The sequence below is a fragment of the Enterococcus sp. DIV0691 genome (genome assembly GCF_051711145.1).
In the GTDB taxonomy this organism is placed as follows: domain Bacteria; phylum Bacillota; class Bacilli; order Lactobacillales; family Enterococcaceae; genus Enterococcus_B; species Enterococcus_B hirae.
This window is the reverse complement of sequence record NZ_JBIOLY010000001.1, coordinates 2,387,172-2,405,202: the sequence shown is the minus strand read 5'-3', so window position 1 is coordinate 2,405,202 and position 18,031 is coordinate 2,387,172. Positions and strand designations below refer to the sequence as shown.

Annotated in this window: 14 protein-coding genes; 11 read left to right on the top strand and 3 right to left on the bottom strand. The window is 36.3% G+C overall.

The genetic code is table 11. From position 1 onward, the window contains the following. Positions 1–44 precede the first annotated feature (44 nt). From IGJ11_RS11040 to IGJ11_RS11030, 3 genes are all read left to right on the top strand, one after another. Positions 45–1,019, top strand: coding sequence for a ribose-phosphate diphosphokinase (locus IGJ11_RS11040; RefSeq protein ID WP_010720818.1), 975 nt, complete (start codon positions 45–47; stop codon positions 1,017–1,019). Between the two features lie 176 nt (positions 1,020–1,195). Continuing rightward, positions 1,196–2,326 (top strand): cysteine desulfurase family protein, encoded by a 1,131-nt coding sequence (locus IGJ11_RS11035; protein ID WP_207431593.1) that lies wholly within the window; start codon positions 1,196–1,198, stop codon positions 2,324–2,326. 75 nt (positions 2,327–2,401) lie between these two features. Continuing rightward, positions 2,402–2,743: a DUF1831 domain-containing protein gene (locus IGJ11_RS11030; protein ID WP_010720816.1), complete on the top strand. Its 342-nt coding sequence runs from the start codon at positions 2,402–2,404 to the stop codon at positions 2,741–2,743. A gap of 124 nt (positions 2,744–2,867) precedes the next feature. Here the strand turns inward: IGJ11_RS11030 and IGJ11_RS11025 are convergent, their stop codons facing one another. Together IGJ11_RS11025 and IGJ11_RS11020 are read right to left on the bottom strand one after the other, a co-directional pair. Beyond that, complete coding sequence (locus IGJ11_RS11025) at positions 2,868–3,644, bottom strand: hypothetical protein (RefSeq protein ID WP_010720815.1); 777 nt, start codon at positions 3,642–3,644, stop codon at positions 2,868–2,870. A 95-nt stretch (positions 3,645–3,739) separates the two neighbouring features. Continuing rightward, a complete protein-coding gene (locus IGJ11_RS11020; RefSeq protein ID WP_207431596.1) occupies positions 3,740–7,600 on the bottom strand; it encodes a bacterial Ig-like domain-containing protein in 3,861 nt (1,286 codons plus the stop codon). A gap of 698 nt (positions 7,601–8,298) precedes the next feature. On the opposite strand from IGJ11_RS11020, the gene IGJ11_RS11015 reads away from it, so the two are divergent. The 7 genes from IGJ11_RS11015 to IGJ11_RS10985 all read left to right on the top strand — a co-directional run bounded on the left by IGJ11_RS11015 (position 8,299) and on the right by IGJ11_RS10985 (position 15,878). Further along, complete coding sequence (locus IGJ11_RS11015; RefSeq protein ID WP_207431598.1) at positions 8,299–8,910, top strand: metallophosphoesterase; 612 nt, start codon at positions 8,299–8,301, stop codon at positions 8,908–8,910. A 1,045-nt stretch (positions 8,911–9,955) separates the two neighbouring features. After that, positions 9,956–10,507 carry a hypothetical protein gene (locus IGJ11_RS11010; protein ID WP_438772554.1) on the top strand — a complete coding sequence of 184 codons (552 nt, stop codon included), beginning with the start codon at positions 9,956–9,958 and terminating at the stop codon, positions 10,505–10,507. Positions 10,508–10,677: 170 nt separating this feature from the next. Further along, positions 10,678–11,226 (top strand): hypothetical protein, encoded by a 549-nt coding sequence (locus IGJ11_RS11005; RefSeq protein WP_438772553.1) that lies wholly within the window; start codon positions 10,678–10,680, stop codon positions 11,224–11,226. 230 nt (positions 11,227–11,456) lie between these two features. Further along, positions 11,457–12,236: a hypothetical protein gene (locus tag IGJ11_RS11000; protein ID WP_080292488.1), complete on the top strand. Its 780-nt coding sequence runs from the start codon at positions 11,457–11,459 to the stop codon at positions 12,234–12,236. Positions 12,237–12,334: 98 nt separating this feature from the next. Then, positions 12,335–12,619: a hypothetical protein gene (locus IGJ11_RS10995; protein ID WP_010720808.1), complete on the top strand. Its 285-nt coding sequence runs from the start codon at positions 12,335–12,337 to the stop codon at positions 12,617–12,619. A gap of 577 nt (positions 12,620–13,196) precedes the next feature. Beyond that, positions 13,197–14,318, top strand: a complete 1,122-nt coding sequence (gene mnmA / locus IGJ11_RS10990; RefSeq protein ID WP_010720804.1) for a tRNA 2-thiouridine(34) synthase MnmA — start codon at positions 13,197–13,199, stop codon at positions 14,316–14,318. A gap of 432 nt (positions 14,319–14,750) precedes the next feature. After that, complete coding sequence (locus tag IGJ11_RS10985) at positions 14,751–15,878, top strand: aminotransferase (RefSeq protein WP_207431602.1); 1,128 nt, start codon at positions 14,751–14,753, stop codon at positions 15,876–15,878. A 112-nt stretch (positions 15,879–15,990) separates the two neighbouring features. Here IGJ11_RS10985 and IGJ11_RS10980 read toward each other — a convergent pair whose 3' ends face one another. After that, on the bottom strand, positions 15,991–17,292 hold the full coding sequence (locus tag IGJ11_RS10980) for a multidrug efflux MFS transporter (RefSeq protein WP_081128488.1): 1,302 nt from the start codon (positions 17,290–17,292) through the stop codon (positions 15,991–15,993). A gap of 149 nt (positions 17,293–17,441) precedes the next feature. On the opposite strand from IGJ11_RS10980, the gene IGJ11_RS10975 reads away from it, so the two are divergent. Further along, entirely contained in the window at positions 17,442–18,008 is a 567-nt protein-coding gene (locus IGJ11_RS10975) for a TetR/AcrR family transcriptional regulator (protein WP_010720801.1), read from the top strand. Positions 18,009–18,031: the final 23 nt, after the last annotated feature.

Here is an 18,031-nt window from a genome sequence, read left to right as displayed (position 1 = left end):
ATATGTTAAACTATCGAAGAAGAGAGAACAATAGGGAGGACAACATGAGTAAAAAGTATCAGGATGACACATTGAAAATCTTTAGCTTGAATGGGAATCGACCACTGGCGGAAAAAATTGCCAAGGTGTTTGGAACGGAGCTAGGAAAAAGTGTCGTAAAACAATTTAGTGATGGAGAGATCTCGATCAATATCGAAGAAAGTATTCGTGGGGATCATGTTTATATCGTGCAATCAACCAATCAGCCAGTTAATGATTATTATATGGAATTATTGATCATGATCGATGCGATGAAACGTGCCAGTGCAAAAACAATCAATGTTGTGTTACCTTATTACGGTTATGCCAGACAAGACCGTACAGCAAAACCACATGAACCGATCACAGCTAAATTGATTGCTAATTTGATCCAAGAAGCTGGCGCAACTCGTGTGCTGACATTGGATTTGCATACAGTTCAAGTCCAAGGATTCTTTGATATCCCTGTAGATAACTTATTCACAATGCCATTGTTTGCTCACTATTACCGAGAACTTGGTTTAACAGGTGACGATATTGTTGTGGTTTCACCAAAAAATAGTGGTGTCCAACGTGCAAGAAGTCTTTCTGAATATTTGAATAGTACATTGGCGATCGTGGATCACGCCGATGATGCAGATGAAAATAGTGGATATGTGATTGGTGATGTCCAAGGAAAAACATGTATCATGGTCGATGACATCTTGAATACTGGTGCAACGCTTGCTCGAGCTGCTAATGTTTTGAAAGAAAACGGAGCAAAAGAGGTTTATGCTTGTGCTTCACACGGCTTGTTGTCTGTTCCTGCAAAACAAATTTTAGATGATGCACCGATTAAAGATATCTGCATCACTGATTCTGTATTTACTCAAGAAGAACGTCATCCTAACAATTTAACGATTGTTACTTGTTCAGAGCTGATGGGAGAAGCGGTTAAACGAATTCATGAAAATACACCAATGAGTCCATTGTTCCGTCTAGAAGAAAAAGTATTTGATTAATCATTTTTTGTTAAGTGATGAAATAAAATTCGTTCGACAATCGTGGTAGCACGAATTGTGGAACGAATTTTTTTCTAAAAGTTGGGAAACTATCCTGGTTTAGTGATTGTTTCTTTGGTAACTTGCTTATTTTATGCTAGAATGTGCCTAGTTCTATTTGGAAGGGATGAAAGAAGTTGGAAAAAATCTATTTGGATCATGCAGCGACGACGCCCATGCATCCCTACGTCATTCAAGAAATGACCACAATGATGCAAGAAACCTTTGGGAATCCTTCGAGTATCCATGGCTTCGGCCGAATTGCCCATGAAAAGTTAGAAACAGCAAGACAACTTATTGCTGATAGTTTACAAGTCAATGATCATGAAATCATTTTTAATAGTGGAGGGACAGAAGGCGATAATACAGCGATCCTTGAAACGGCTTTTTCACGAAAAAAAGACGGGAATCATTTGATCACTACCGCTATCGAACATCCTGCTGTCTTGAATACAATGAAATATCTGGAAACACAAGGCTTTGAAGTCACGTATTTACCAGTAGATGAAAAAGGCAATATCTCACTAACTGACTTTGATGAAGCATTAAGTGATGAAACGATTTTAGTCTCGATCATGTTTGGGAATAATGAAATCGGGAATTTGATGCCAATCAAAGAAATCGGCGAACGGTTGCGGGAACACCCTGCTTATTTTCACACCGATGCGGTTCAAGCTTATGGGAATCAGACGATTCATCCAAGGGAGTTAGGTGTTGATTTACTTAGCATCTCTGCCCATAAAATCAATGGACCAAAAGGCGTAGGATTTTTATATAAAAAAGATGGCATAAATATTCCTTCACTACTTTTAGGTGGAGAACAGGAAGAAAAGCGGCGAGCAGGTACTGAAAATCTCGCGGGTATCTGGGGAATGGCGCAAGCGGTCAAGCTTCTAACCGCTGAAGAACGTGAAGCTCGAAGTGAAAAATATGCTGGATTTCAAGAATTGATTTTGGATACCTTGGAAAAAGAAGGAATTTCTTATCAAGTCAATGGTGATTTAAACAACAAATTACCACATGTGTTAAACCTTCGATTACCTGGTGTTGCGAATGACTTACTTTTGATGAAGTTGGATCTTAATGGGATTGCGATATCTACTGGGTCAGCATGTACAGCTGGTAATATCGAACCTTCGCATGTGCTGGAGGCAATGTATGGGAAAGATACACCAATCCTTAAAGAATCCATACGAATCAGTTTTGGTTACGGCAATACCAAAGAAGAAGTCCAACGTTTTCTTGATGTATTGATCCAATCAATCTAAGTTGGAAAAAACCTAGTAAATGATGCAAGAAACTTTTATAATAAAAGTAGAAATCAATTTACCGAGGTGAAAATCATGGCATTTGAAAAAACAGCCACAGTTTTAGGAGCAAAAACAAGTTATCGTTTACATCCAGATGCAAAACGTTACACTTTGAGAGACAATGGATTTACCGAAACAAATGGCGGCAATTATCAGTTGATCCGTCCGCTAGATGCAACCCCACAAAGCAAAGAAGGGTTTAAACTAAAAATCACTGTTTCAAAGGATATCCAAACACTAAAAATGTCTATTACGACAGCTAACGGATTGAAAGCAGTCAATATTTTTAAAGACGACCGGCAAAAAATGAGTCAAGATAAATTTTATTTTTTGATGGATGGTATGATCAGTCGAGGATTATTTGAAAAAGTCTAAGGAAGTCGAACGTATCTATCATTGTTTCCAGTAAAAAAAGCAAAGAGAACAGCTAGTAAAGCTGATTTCTTTGCTTTTTTACTATCTATTGAAACGGGACAATCGCTAGAGAATAACCATTCCTCTATTCTACTTTTGTCCACTCATCTAAGGATTTACCATTTTCATCAATGATCTCTAACCAGCTGTTTGTTCCACCGAAGTAGAGTAACAGACTTGCTTCATTGACGCTTTTGACGATAATATCTTTGCTCGTTTTATTTCCCACAATGCTATCTTTATAATCATCACGTAATTTATCCCCATATTTTGCCGCATAACTGACGGAACCGTCTTTATTTAAAGGAGCTTCCGCTAATAGTATAGCCCCCTTTTTGATCAATAATTCATTTCGACTGATCCAATAAAGTGTTGCCTGACTGTTTCTAAAATTAACGGTAAAAGGGATCTCACTAACTTCTTTCGTCCAACGATGTCTTGCTTTTGCCGGCTTTTTCTTTTGAGGACTGCTTTTTTCTAAAGAGTAACCAAATACTGCCAAGATTTTTGTGATTTCTTCGACTGGTTCCGCTAACTTTTTGACTTGTACTTGAGGGATCGTTTCTTTTGCGGAATCATCGATTTCTACTGTCAATCCCGTTGATTCTGCCTGTTCTTGAAGTAGGTAGCTTAGATGACTGGCTTCAAGATCCCAAGGAAGTTGAACCAATACGATGTGATCCCAACTTTTAGGTACCACGGTTTGACCGATTGCGATACATTGTTTGTTTTTGAAAAATAGATAAAGTGAATGATCAGGTAGAGCTGGTTTTTCTTTTGTGATAGTCATCTTCCCATGTTCATTTGGTAACGTAATCTCGATTGCTGAAGGAGTCAGAGTAGTATGAAAGCTGATAGGCATAATCAATACCTCCTGTTTTTCCTTAAGTTTACCATGATTCACACGTGCTGTCGGTTTTGACTAACTAATAATGAAGTTTGGATTCCTTTGCTTGTTCACTTTTCTTTCACAGTAACTGTAAAAGTAGAATCCGTTCTTTTGACGAGCCCTTTAAAGGTGTAAGTCAATTGATAGACACCTGGTTTGCTTGTATCGATTTTAGCACCATTCGTTGTGATGCGTCCATTTGAGTAAGGAACTGATTTCCCGTCTTCATCTGTCGCACTCACAAAAGCATCTTGTTTATTCCATTTTTCGCCTACAAATACGACATTATCTTTTGTAACGATAGAAGACAAGTCTTCTTTAATCGTGATTTGCTGTCGGGTACTGTATTTCCAATTATTTGTTGCATCATAATAAGCGATTCTAATCGTGTGTGTCCCAGGTTTAGACGTATCAAGCTCCTTTGTTTTGATTTCATCAATATAGTATTCTTCCACATCTTTTGCTTCAAGCTTTTGTCCATCTTTATCTGTCACGTTTTTAAATGGAGAATTTGGATCGAATGTTTGACCTGTGTATAGTGTCACATCTTTTAAGTCCAAGGTCGTTTGGTCTTCTACTACTGTGATTATCGCTGTATCTTTGAACGTTTTTGATTTTCCTTGCAACGAATAGATGACTTCATAAACGCCTGGTTTAGCAGTGTTAGCGGCTCTGCTTATGAAAATTCTTTCATCATCTGCAGGAATTTCATTTCCGTCAGCATCGGTAGCGTATAGAAGATTATCTGCTTTAGTCCATTGTTGTAAAGTGTAGATACGACTGTCTTTTGTTTTAATCGAAGTCAAGTCTTCCTTGACTGTAACATTTGTGGTAGAAGTTACAGTTTTACCTTTATCAGTAAATTGATAGACAATGGTGTAGTCACCCGGTTTGTGAGTATCGACTGTGCCGTTTACTGAAATCCTAGGGTCATCGAAAGAAACAGTTTTTCCATCCGCATCAGTAGCAGAAAGGAAATTGACTTTTTTAGTCCAAGCTTCCCCAACGTATAAGACAGTATCTTTCGTATGGATGGAAGTTTTATTTTCTTTGACCGTAACTGAAAAAGGAGAATCCGTATTTTTGGCAATTCCTTTAAATGTGTAGGTTAAGTCATAAATACCTGGCTTATTTGTATCAACACTAGCATTGTTCGTTACAATCCGCTCGTCTTCAAAGGAAATCTCATTTCCATCTTCATCCGTTGCGTGAACGAAATTATCTTCTTGGTGCCATTTTTGTCCCTGATATAAGATACTATTTTTAGTTTGGATAGAGGAGTTGTCTTCTTTGACCGTAACTGTAAAAGTGGAATCCGTTCTTTTGGCAATTCCTTTAAACGTATAAGTTAACTCATAAACTCCAGGCTTGCTGGTATCAATACGAGCTCCATTTGTTGTGATACGCCCATCTTTGAATGGGATATCTTTACCATCTTCATCTGTTGCGTGAACGAAATTATCTTCTTTACGCCATTCTTGCCCCTGATATAAGATACTGTTTTTGGTTTGGATAGAGGAACGATCAACTGAGTCTACACTGATCTGTATTCCCGCATGGATCGGATTACCTTGACTATCTATAGGAACGATAACAAAGTGATGCGACATGCCTAAAGTTAAATTGACTAGAGAAGACGTTACTGACCCAGCGACAGATGTCATGCCACCGAATAGCCAACCTCCGCCACCAGAAAACCAACCAAAGATATTAAAACCTGATACGTTGAGTCCGCCGAAAAGGCCAGACCAATTAAGTGTTGCTTGAGAAGATGTGATATTTTCTGCTCTATCTTCATTTTGCTTTTCATCATGCTTATCCTCTGTTCGAATGATAACTTGATTACTTTGTTCTGACTCATTTCCAGCTTCATCAATAGCAGTCATATAGTAGGTGTAAGATTGCCCTTTTTCAACGGTGAAATCTGTATAGTAATTGGTGCCTTCGGGAACAATAAAAAATGTTTCATTTGTTGTTAAGAAAGACGGAGTATATTCGACTAGTAATGAAGAGGAGTGTCTTCGGTATAACCGTACTTCTTTTACTTTTTGATTATCTGTTGGAGGAGGCCAGCTAAACCTTGCGGCACTGCTTACTAAAGGTTGCCCTGTTAAAGGTCCAGTTAGTTTTGGTGGTTCAACGTCACGTGTTGTTACTTTTAGTATAGAACTTTTTTCAGATTCATTCCACGCATCATCAACTGCGACAACATAAAACTCATATTCTTTTGCTTGTTCAAGATCATCAAATGTTACTTTTAAATTTTGTGAGTGTTTTCCAGGATCAGGATAGGAAAGATCATTTGCATCTTTTGGAGCAAGTACAGTTTTAGTAAGTTCTCCATTTTTATAGATCTGATACTTTTCAACACCAGTATTATCTGTAGAATGATCAAAGGTTAAAGTGGCAGAATTACCACCGACTTCGATTGTTTTTAAATGATTAGGCGCTGATGGTGGTGCTTCATCAAATAAAATATCTAACATTCGATTTGTTTTCGGAACTTCCTGTTTAAAACGATTACTTATTTCCTTGTCAGGATTGAACTTTGCTGCGAAAGCTTCACAAATAAATTCTTCCCAATTACTTTTTGCATAAGAACTATTTAACAATGCTACTAATTCATTTATTTCAGCTTCTTTCAGCTGTTTTATTTTAGTCTCAAAAGCAATGGGATCATCTTTGAAAAGTTCTTTATGTTTAAATCTATCTTTTAAATCAATAAGGTAATGAAAAATTTCGTGTATGACTGTAGATGATAAGGTTTTATTTACATCTAGTTGAGGTAAGTTATCGGTTGGTTCGTAATGAGAAAAAGTAATCACGCTGTCACTGTCACTAAAATAACCTTTATCGTCGTCCCATGATTGTGTAAGTCCCAAATGTTTTAGGTCATAGTTCTGTTCAAAAACTTGTTGCCATTGTTCCGCTGGATAGTACTGGTTTAACTTCTCTAATGCTTCTGTATGAACGAATAAACCATTTGTAAAATGAAGTTTTTCCTTTTCTAGTAAATTCTCAGTAAGAATATGATTCGAGCTTAAAGAATCCAAGGTGTGTGAAATGACGCGAATGCTGTTTGTAAGGACGAGTCCGGCATTTAAGCCTAGTGGAGTCAACTTAACAAGGTTAGAAGGAGTATTGTAAAGCGATTTCATTTCGTGATTCAACTTATTTTCTAACTCGGTTGTCTCATGTTCAAGTTCACTTCGATCGACCAACAGTGCATTGATGGTGATAGTCTTATCTTTTTGATTAAAATTGGACAGGGTATAATGCAAAGTGCTTTCTCTTGGTAATACGTATTTTGAGTCTAAGAGCGTTCCAACCCTCATCATCTTCGTTCCTTTAGGTACAGTAATTTTCATCTGGATATACTCATTATTTTCAAGATTCAGTTTATTTTTAGTCAAACTGCCCAGAAGGTAACCATGGTCAATACCATAACGGCTATTTTTTAACATGGATTGATAGATTTTATCGGGATTGCTAATAAAATACTCTGAATTGATTCCGAAATCATCCGGTGTAAAGTTTGCGTATAAATTAATATCTTCTGATGCTTGTGTGAGAAACAGATCGTCAAGAAGTTTTATATTTTGCTGTGGTTGGTAGTACTCAGATCTGTTCAGGTATTTTATTCGTAATTTTTTGTTGATACCGGTTATAAATTTAATGTCTTCATTAAAAACTGTTGGAAAATGACGATTGCTCCAAGCTAATGCTGCTTTAGAATCATTAGCTAAATTTAACGCATCTACTGTGGTTTCTAGATTGTTCGAGTCTTTGACTTCTTGAAGTGTCTGTTTGTTGTTTTGGGTATATGAAATAAGCGGTAGAGTGACTTCATTCATCTCGTGTGTAATGACGGAGCTGGCAGGATTCAATAGCATCGTAAGCGGCAGTAAAGATAAGAGTAACCTTTTCATGAATTTTCCTCCTTATACTCAATTAAGTATTATTTATTTTTATTCTTTGATCATTGATACCTTATAAAAAACATACTCTAGTCCTAAAAACAGAAAGTAAACATGGTACCTTCGCTTGGATTTTGGTTGAAAAATGGTGTTGTCTAAAAAAGAAATAAGCGTTTGATACTAAACTTGCAAGGACAATAGGGAAAGATTTTATAAGGTTATCGCACTAAACATTCAAGAGCACCCCTCCTTTGGTATTTCAACAATATAATAACATATAAAAATGATTTAATTACTTATATTTTATAGTTACAAATGTTTTTTATTCTGTCGGTTGTTATGCATAACAAGAATAAATAAATAGTTAGATCGAACATAGTTATATCAAAATTTAAGGTTTTGAAAAGGCGTTTTTGAATATATTGTGATTGTGACATTGTTTTTTTGACAATAATTAACAATGGCTTTTATATAGAGTGATTATTATATTTATTTGTTATTTTATAAATATTTAAAAATAACTTTTGTATAATTAGGTTTTGATGGTGAAATAATATTCGTTTTGAAAAAATGTGGAGGGGGAAGTGGAAATACGGTAAGAGACATCGTTTAGTTTGGTATGATTTGAGAGAGACTGTGGGGATCTAAACAGTTGTAACTTTGTCTTAGATTGTTTACCCTAAAAGAAAAGGAAGTAAGAAGGGGTCAATATGAATTTTTTTATTAGTGATATGCACTTTTTTCATAAAAACTTATTAGGCAATAATGATTTTGCGCCTCGTTTATTTGCTAGTGTGGAAGAAATGAATCAGCAACTAATCAATAGCTGGAATAAAGTTGTCAAAGAAACCGATCATGTGTATCACTTAGGCGATCTGGCGATGCACCCACAATATGAAAAAGGTAGCCAAGACATACTGGCGTTGGTGCAACAACTCAACGGGACAATCCATTTGATCAAGGGAAATCATGACAGTCGTGCTTTTTTCAGATATTTAGAAAAACATGATCCAGGAAACAAGGTTGGTTCAAAAAAATTTTATTTTTATGATGTCGGAACCATCATCAAATTCAATCATCAGCAATACTATTTGACTCATTATCCGATGTTGCTGGGACCAAACGATAGTATCCGTAATCTTCACGGACATATCCATCATTATAGTGTACCGATCGGTAATGATGTGAATGTCGGTGTAGATGCGCCAGAAAGAGAACTGTTGAAAGTGCAACAACCCTTTGGCACACCGTTGTCAGAAGATGACATTGAAGAAATTTACGAAGCTAAACAACAAGAGTTAGCACGTCTTCAACAAAAATAAGGACGTAAAACATTTCTGCTAGTCTAGAAAAAATAATCCTCTTAAGTTCGCTGTTAAAGCGAACTTAAGAGGATTTTTAAATTCCGTTGGAGTTACTTCTATCGTTCGAATGTAACGAAAGTTTTTTTCTTTGCCGTTAATCAGATATCGTAATTTGGCTTTTATTCAAAAGTTTGATCAAAGGGAGCATATTCATTTTTGGAAAAGTCATTGTATTGAGTCAGCTGATCATTAGTCGTTGTATCTACATGGTCATTAGTGACAGAGACAGCAAACAAAAGTGTCTATAAACAGGTGACGATATAAAAGAATTCAAATTCCACGGGTATTCTACTTAAGTTTTTATGGTAAAATAATAACAAGTTAAAAATAATTGTATATCTTTAAATTTATATTATATATGTTTTTTTATTAAGATGTAAAACAAGGGGTAATAGCTAGGACGAAATAAATTAAAGCATAATTGTGAGCGGCGTTATTTTAATTTTGCAATAATATCAGAGATTTTTCATAGATTTTTATAAATTTTATTTAGAGGGTTATAGAAGGGGAAATAAACTTAGTCAATAATTATAATATTTATATGTTATTAAATTTTAGTTTTTATTTAATTTAAAATAACGTTTTTTGGAAAAAATTAACTTTTTTTGCTGAATCTAGATTTTGTAATCGATTATTTCTAGAAAAAATGGTAAAAGGGTAGTTTTTTTTATAAATGTTTTTTTCACAGATTATGATAATTCTATTTTACTTTGTTCATTAATATAAAAGGAGAAGATGAGAATGAAGGCTTATCTAGTTGGTTTGGTGCTATCCATGTCAGTGTCTCTTGGGTGTGTGATAGCGCTCTATATGTATTATCCTGGTCTTAAAACTTTGGTTCCGTTCTTTCTTATCATGGTGTCAGGATTGATCGGTTTATTTTTTGCTACATTTTTAAAAAATTAGTTAGGAAAATAAAAAAGGAGTGGTATAAATGCTATCGCTAGACAGTAAAACGTGTATAAAGGTTTCAAGAAATTGCTTAATCGGTAGTTTTTTCTTAATGATGTTGATGATTGTTGGTTTGTTTGGTAAAGTTTATGGATTTATTCCGTTAAGTGATCTTCCAGAAGGAAGTCTGATGATTTTCTATTATCTTAGCTGTTTGCTCAGTGGGCTCAGTTTGATTTTTTCTACAGGTGCGCATTCAAAAATTTTAAAACGGACAGCGGCGATTGTCCACTTTAGTAGTGTTTATTGGTTTTCTCTCTTTATTTTTGCTTTTCTTTTCCATCTACTTTTTTTTATCGTTCTTTATTTGTTCCTAGCTATCGTTTTACTGACAGCAAGCAAGCAGAAATGGCTAGCGATCACTTTCTTCGGGATACCGATGATTATTTCAATTGGCTTTTTTATCAAGCTCAATTACGAACTAATCCTTTATGGGGGGGGATGGTCATGGGACACCATTGGATACATAGTCATTCTTCATTTATCAGGTTTAAGTGGTCTGATTCTTTCAACGCAACTCGATAAGGGAAAAGCCAAGTGGATACTTTTGGGTATTAATTATTTATTTGCAACTTATTACCATATCTACATCTTTCTTCAGTGAGACGTCTTACATACATATCGAGTACTGGAAAGGGAAGTGGCTTGCTAGAATATAAAAAGGTTTTTTGTTAGAAAGGAGTAGTGTAAATGTTGCCGTTATCAAGTAAGGTATGTACCAAGTTTACAGTGATTTTCTTAATCTGTAGTATTTCCTCCATTTTTTTACTAGTAGTGAGTAGGATAGCAGGGGAGCATGGATTTGCTCCATTTAGTCATTATCAAGAAGTAAGTGGCTTTTTTTTCTATTATCTTTGCTGTTTATTTAGTGGCATCAGTTTGATTTTTTCGACCGGTGTACGTTCAAAAGAGTTAAAATGGTTGATTAGAATTAGTCATTTTAGTTGTGTTTATTTCATTGGTCTATTTTGGATTGGTTTAATGATCATTCAAGGTTTCATTTTTATCCTTGCGATAATGGCCTATTTATTCGTGTCCATCCGGTTATTGAAAACAAAAAGTCAGAAACGAGTAGCAATCGTTTGCTTGGGGATACCGATGTTGTTTTCAATAGGGCTCTTTCTCAAAATCAATTACGAGCTACTAACTTCTGGAGCTAGCTGGGAATGGACTGGTTATGTGATTCTACTGAGTTTGTCTGGATTAATTGGACTCATTCTCTCAGTAAACATCAATAACGAGAACAGAAAAGTCAAATGGATACTCTTAGGGTTGAATTATATTTTTGCAATGTATTACCATATCTACATCTTTCTTCAGTGAGACGTCTTACATACATATCGAGTACTGGAAAGGGAAGTGGCTTGCTAGAATATAAAAAGGTTTTTTGTTAGAAAGGAGTAGTGTGGATGTTGTCGCTAACAAGTAAGACCTGTACGAAGTATTCCATGATTTTCTTCGTCTGTAGCATTTTTCTAGGTACATTATTAGTAATGAGGGGCTCTGTTGGGATAATTGTGAAATCTTTTCACAATCTTTCAGAAGTAAGTTTAGTGTTAATCTATTGTCTTTGCTTTTTACTCAGTGGACTTAGTTTGTTGTTTTCTACCGGAGTGTATGCCACCCCTTTAAAAAAATGGACAGCTATCGTTCATTTTGGCTGTCTTTATTGGGTTTTATATATTTTTATCGGTTTTATTGGCATTCAAAGATATGATTTAATTGCCTATTTGCTACTAACAATTTGGCTACTGAAAAAAAAGGATCAGAAACGCGAGGCGATCATTTGTTTGGGATTGCCAATGGCTTTGTCAGTCGGACTTTTTATAGAGATCAGTCTTGTGTTCATCTATTATCTTTGTTGTTTACTCAGTGGACTCAGTTTGCTTTTTTCTACTGGTGTACATTCAAAACTTTTAAAAAGATGGGCAGCTTTCATTCATTTTGCTTGTATTTTTGGAGTTGTATTTATTTTTATCGGCTTTGTTAGTATTGCAAGATTTGATTGGCTTATTGCGCTAATTGTTTATTTGCTACTATCTATCTGGTTACTGAAAACAAAAGATCAGAAACGAGTAGCGATCATTTGTTTAGGATTACCAATGATCTTGTCAGCTGGCTTTTTTATCAGGGTCCACTACAGTTACCTTACCTCTGGGGATTATTTGCGTACGCTTGGATTTTTGATTTTACTAAGTTTGTCTGGGGTGGTTGGTCTTATTCTTGCGGCGAACCTCAAGAACGAGAATAGAAAAGTCAAGTGGGTTCTCTTAGGGATCAATTATTTTTTTGCAACCTATTTCCATATCGTCGTTTGGATTTTTGGTCTATAACTATCAGGTATTTGACAAAGGCAAGTGTTTAGGAGAGATGAGTATTCTTATTAAAAATACTAAAAAATGTGTTTGAAGAATGAAAAGGAGAGAAGAAAATGATCCCATTAAAAAGTAAAACCTGTACAATCATTTCATTTGTTTTGTTAGCGTTATCTTTTAGTGTTGCTTATGTTGGCTATATCCAAACAGATGAGCTTAATTTTCTATTGTTAGTGAGGATTACGTGTTGGTTATTAGGTGGCGCTAGCCTTTTCTTTGCTACCAAGATCAAATCTAATTATCTAAAAATAGTAGTGATCCTTCTAAATTTTATCAGTCTCTATAATTGGCTGTATAGCTGGCTTGATAATTGGTTTGATATTTGGCGACGATTTAATTGAATCGGTTTGGCATTTTTAAAATTATTGAAGGAGAAAAGATGAAAAAAATATTTGACCATAAAGGGCTATGTCTTGCTATGATTCTATCGATTAGTTGTTGGATCATCGGAGGGGTTAACTTGTTTTTATCCACAAAAATTGAATCCAAATTCTTAAAAAGAATCATTATTTTCCTTAACCTAATCTGTATTTTGGGCTGGCTTTTTTTTGGGGGGTGAAAAAAATGATACAAATTGAAAAGAAGAAAAATCATTTTATTTAACGTATCAGGTATATCTTTTAACAAAGATGGTGCTATTAATCCTCAATTATTTGTTTGCTACTTATATTCTTTCCTTACGCTTATTTTCTTCATGTGGATAGTCTTTAACTATGAGCAATCGTCTGAACAAAAGCAAATGATAGAAAGACGATTCCAATTTTCTTTTTTTAAAAGTGATTAAAAGGCTATACTAATACTTTGATAAATAAGGGATGAAATTTTCAAAAATATATCGTATAATGTAAAGCACTGAAAAGTTGCGACCTTCAACTCGTAGATGATTTCAGAAAATCTAATTGAAATGATGGTGATACCATGAAAGACAACAGCAAGACACGCGTTGTCGTTGGGATGAGTGGCGGTGTCGACTCATCTGTAACAGCACTTTTACTAAAGGAACAAGGCTACGACGTCATTGGGATCTTTATGAAAAACTGGGATGACACGGATGAAAATGGTGTATGTACAGCTACGGAAGATTATAAGGATGTAGCGAAAGTTGCTTCACAAATCGGGATTCCTTATTATTCTGTCAATTTTGAAAAAGAATATTGGGATCGTGTATTTGAATATTTCTTAGCTGAATACCGAGCAGGACGGACACCTAATCCAGATGTGATGTGTAATAAAGAAATCAAATTTAAAGCATTTTTAGATTATGCGATGGATCTAGGTGCTGAATACGTAGCAACGGGGCATTATGCGCAAGTAGTGCGTGACGAAAATGGCGTAGCACATATGCTTCGTGGTGTAGATAACAACAAAGATCAAACTTATTTCTTAAGCCAATTGTCACAAGAACAATTAGCGAAAACAATGTTCCCACTAGGTGGTATGGAAAAAACACAAGTACGTGAAATTGCGGAACGTGCAGGTTTAGCAACTGCTAAAAAGAAAGATTCCACTGGGATTTGTTTTATAGGCGAAAAGAATTTTAAACAATTTTTAAGTAATTATTTACCAGCTAAAAAAGGAAATATGGTGACACTAGATGGTGAAGTCAAAGGTCAACATGCTGGATTGATGTATTACACGATCGGTCAAAGACAAGGCCTAGGGATTGGTGGTGGCGGTGCATCACAAGAACCTTGGTTTGTAGTCGGAAAAGATCTTGCAACGAATACGTTATATGTAGGACAAGGATTTCATCATCCTGCCTTATATGCAACAAGCCTTGATGCGAGCGAAATCCATTTTACAACGAATGAACCAATGCCAAAGGAATTTAAATGTACAGCTAAATTTCGCTACCGCCAACAAGATGTGCCGGTAACGGTTCGGTTATTAGAAGGTGATCGTGCCGAAGTGATTTTTGATGAACCTGTACGGGCGATCACACCAGGTCAAGCTGTCGTCTTTTATGATGGAATGGAGTGCCTTGGTGGTGGCTTGATTGATCATGCCTACAATAAAGAAAAAGTCTTGCAATATGTGTAAATCTTGCTTGCGAACAGCTCTTTGAACAACTTTCTTTTGTTAGAAGAACAAGAAAAGAGTTAAGACAAGTTTAGTTCTGAGAAATAAGCCGAAGAATCCGAAAATAGTTTCGCCTATTTTTGGTATTCCTCGGCTTTTTTTGCTAGAGTGTCTTCTGAAATATCAGTAAGGGGTTTTTGAAGCAAAGAGTTTTCAGATTTTTGTCTAATAATTTTTTCTGAAGAAAACAGTGTCAGGCGACTTTTTCAACAGGCAGTTCTATCTATTTGAAAGCGTTATTTTTAAAAAGAGAGTATAATAAAAAAGGAAACCGACCGTTTATCTCATTTACATGGCATCTAGGAGCGACGAGTGTTTCTTGGTTTGTTTGAGTATCAACGAATAGAAAGTAGTGAATCAAAAATATTGAAGAAAGCAAAAGGAGCGAAAAAGATGGAAATCACACATTTTGGACTGGAAGAATGGTTGAATAAGTGGGAAAAAGAAGCAGTATATGACCTTGCACAAAGTTCCATCGAAGCACTGACGTTAGAAGAACTGATTGGGTTAGACGGAACGACAGTTACTGATTTTTTTCAATCTTTGAGTAAAACGTCGTTGGATTATGGGTGGAGCGAGGGGACGGCAACGTTCAAACAAGAAGTCGCTTCTTTGTATCAATCGCTTTCTTCAGAAAACATTATTCAAACCAATGGGGCGACTGGTGCGAACCTTTTGGCGCTGTATGGATTGATTGAACCAGGAGATCATGTGGTCTCCATGTTGCCAACCTATCAACAATTGTATGACTTACCCAAATCTTTAGGTGCAACTGTTGATTTCGTACCACTCACAGAAGAAGAGGAATGGCGTTTTGATAGTGTGAAATTAGTTGATGTGATCCAACCAAATACTAAAATGATTTGTTTAAACAGTGCCAATAATCCAACAGGTACATTGTTGGATCGCCAAACATTGGAAGAAATTATCGAAATTGCCGAAAAAGTCGATGCGTATATTTTGATGGATGAGGTGTATGCCCCATTAGCAGGGGGAGATTTTGTCTCAATCGTGGATCTGTATGACAAGGGAATCACGACTAATTCATTGTCAAAGACTTATTCTGTTCCTGGTATACGCATCGGCTGGGTAGCAGCGAATCAAGAAATCATTGAGCGTTTAAGAAAATACCATACCTATTTAGTACTTAGCGGTGGTGTTTTGTCAGATGCATTAGCGGTTCACGCACTGAGGAATAAAGAAAAGATCCTTGCACGAAATAAAAAAATCGTTTCGGAGAATTTAGCCATCGTTGAAAAATGGCTGGCTGATGAACCAAATGTCCAATTAGTGTTACCGAATCACGTGTCAACGTCATTCATTCGCTTGAACATAACAGAAGACGATGAGCAATTTTGTATTGATCTTCTGAGAGAAACTGGTGTCCTACTGGTCCCTGGTAGTGCCTATGGAGTGCCTCAGCATGCGCGCTTAGGGTATTGTTGCAGGAAAGAAACATTAGAAAAAGGGTTAGCGTTACTTTCAGAATATCTAAAAGAACGTGGAAATAACAAAGTATGAGAAATTTAAGAGACCCCCAAAAGCTAGACAAAAAAATCTAACTTTTGGGGGTCTCTTAAATCTGGAATATGACGATGGTTCTTGTTTATCCAGATTGACTATTAGTAAGCAATCAATGTCCATGAGGTTGTGTGTGTTTGTCTGAAGAAAGGACAGGTGTATCGGATGTTTCTGATGAGTCAACAAGCTCATTGTCATGGATTTCTTGTGTGTTACGACGTACTAGTAAGAAGTTCACTAAAACAAGTAAAGAAGTGGAAAGAAAGACTCCTCGGTAACCAAACACGCTTGAAACGCTCGAACCAATCATTGGACCAACGACATTCCCAGTTGCTTGGAAGGATTGATTGTAGCTAAAAATCCGACCGGCGGCGTGATGTGGGGAATATTTGGTGATCAAAGCTTGGACAGCTGGAAGCAAACAAGCATCTGAAATACCGATCAAAAAACGCAACGCAGCAAGTTCCCAGACATTCGTCACAAAGGCCATTGGGATATAAACTAAAATTGCAAATCCTAAGCCAATGGCTAAAATACGTTCACTCCCGATTTTATCGCCTAAGCGACCAAAACGAGGAGCGGCGATCAATGTGGCAATTCCTGGGATCGAAGCAATGATCCCACTAATCAGCGTGACACTGCCATGTCCATTTAGTAATTGACGAATATATAAACTAATGATTGGGCTAATAGAATTATTCGAAGCTTGAATAATCATTGTTGTGACGAACATACCAATCACGACATGGGGATACTTCAATTCTTTGAATATTTGTTTGGCAGAAGCCATATTTTCCTTTTTAATAGGTACAAATGTTTCATGAACAAAGAAGAGACTCAATAAAAAGACGAGAAATAAAATGATTCCTGTGATGAAGAAAGTTGGACGATAACCAAATGCTGAGGCTGAAATCCCCCCAAGTAAAGGACCAAGCAATGTTCCTGTGACGGAACCAGTAGCCAATGTTCCTAGGACTTGACCACTTTTTTCTTTCGGCGTACCAGTAGCGACAAGGGCAGTGGCATTACTGATGTAACCAGAAAAGATCCCTTGTAACAACCGCAGTGCAACGAGTTGATACACACTGGTCACACAACCCATCAAGGCAATAACGACAGCCATCCCTAAGGAAGCACGCAAGAGCATCAATTTTCTGCCTTTCTGATCGGCTAATTTGCCCCACCAAGGAGAAATCAATGTGGTGACGAAAAACGTAGAAGAAAAGGTCAACCCACTCCAAAAATTCAATTGCGACGTACTATAGTTACCTAACGTATCTATGTATAGTGACATAAATGGCATGACTAAGCTAAACCCAATCCCTGCCATAAAAGTCCCAAACCATAAGACAAATAAGTTTTGTTCCCAAGTTTCTCTTTTCCTAAATAATTTTTCTTTGATGCGTGTGGTCACTGTTATGTCCTTCTTTCTGAAAATTTTCATTTACATTCGCTTATTATAAACTACAATGTGTAGTTTATCAATGGAAGCCTCTTTTTTAAGTTCGTTTTTCATGGTAAACTAAAGTTGTTAAGTAGTTAACATACGAGAGGAACAACGAAATGAAAAAAAGAAATCTATCTCAAGAAAAAATCATCGCTTGCTTTCGTGGACTAGCGGAAGAGATGGATGTTCAACAAGTCACTTTTCAACACCTGGCTAAGGCGCTAGACGTCAAGTCTCCTTCCCTCTATAATCATTTTAAAAATATGCGTGATGTAAAGACCGCATTGACTGCAAAATTATTACAAGAGTTAAACGAAGCGTTGCGTCGTTCTTTGGTTGGAAAAAGCGGAGCAGAGGCGCTGCGTGTCTATGCACAAGTCTATCAGTCTTTTGCTTTTGCGAACCAGGCCGTTTACGAGTTGCTGATCAGTGTCCCTCACACCAATGAGGAGATTTTGTTAGAAGGAATCTATGAAACGAACCAGATCATTCTACAATTATTTGATGCCTTTGACTTGACCCGAAAAGAAAAAACGCATCGCAGCAGAGAATTGCGAAGTATCATCCATGGCTATTTGTCTTTACGATTTTTAGGCTATTTCACAAAGGAAGCAACTGTGTCTCCTGAAGAGAGTTATTCTTGGATGATCAATGACTTTATTGCCACTTTACCAAGTAAATAAGTAGTACGTTTCTTTAAAATAGA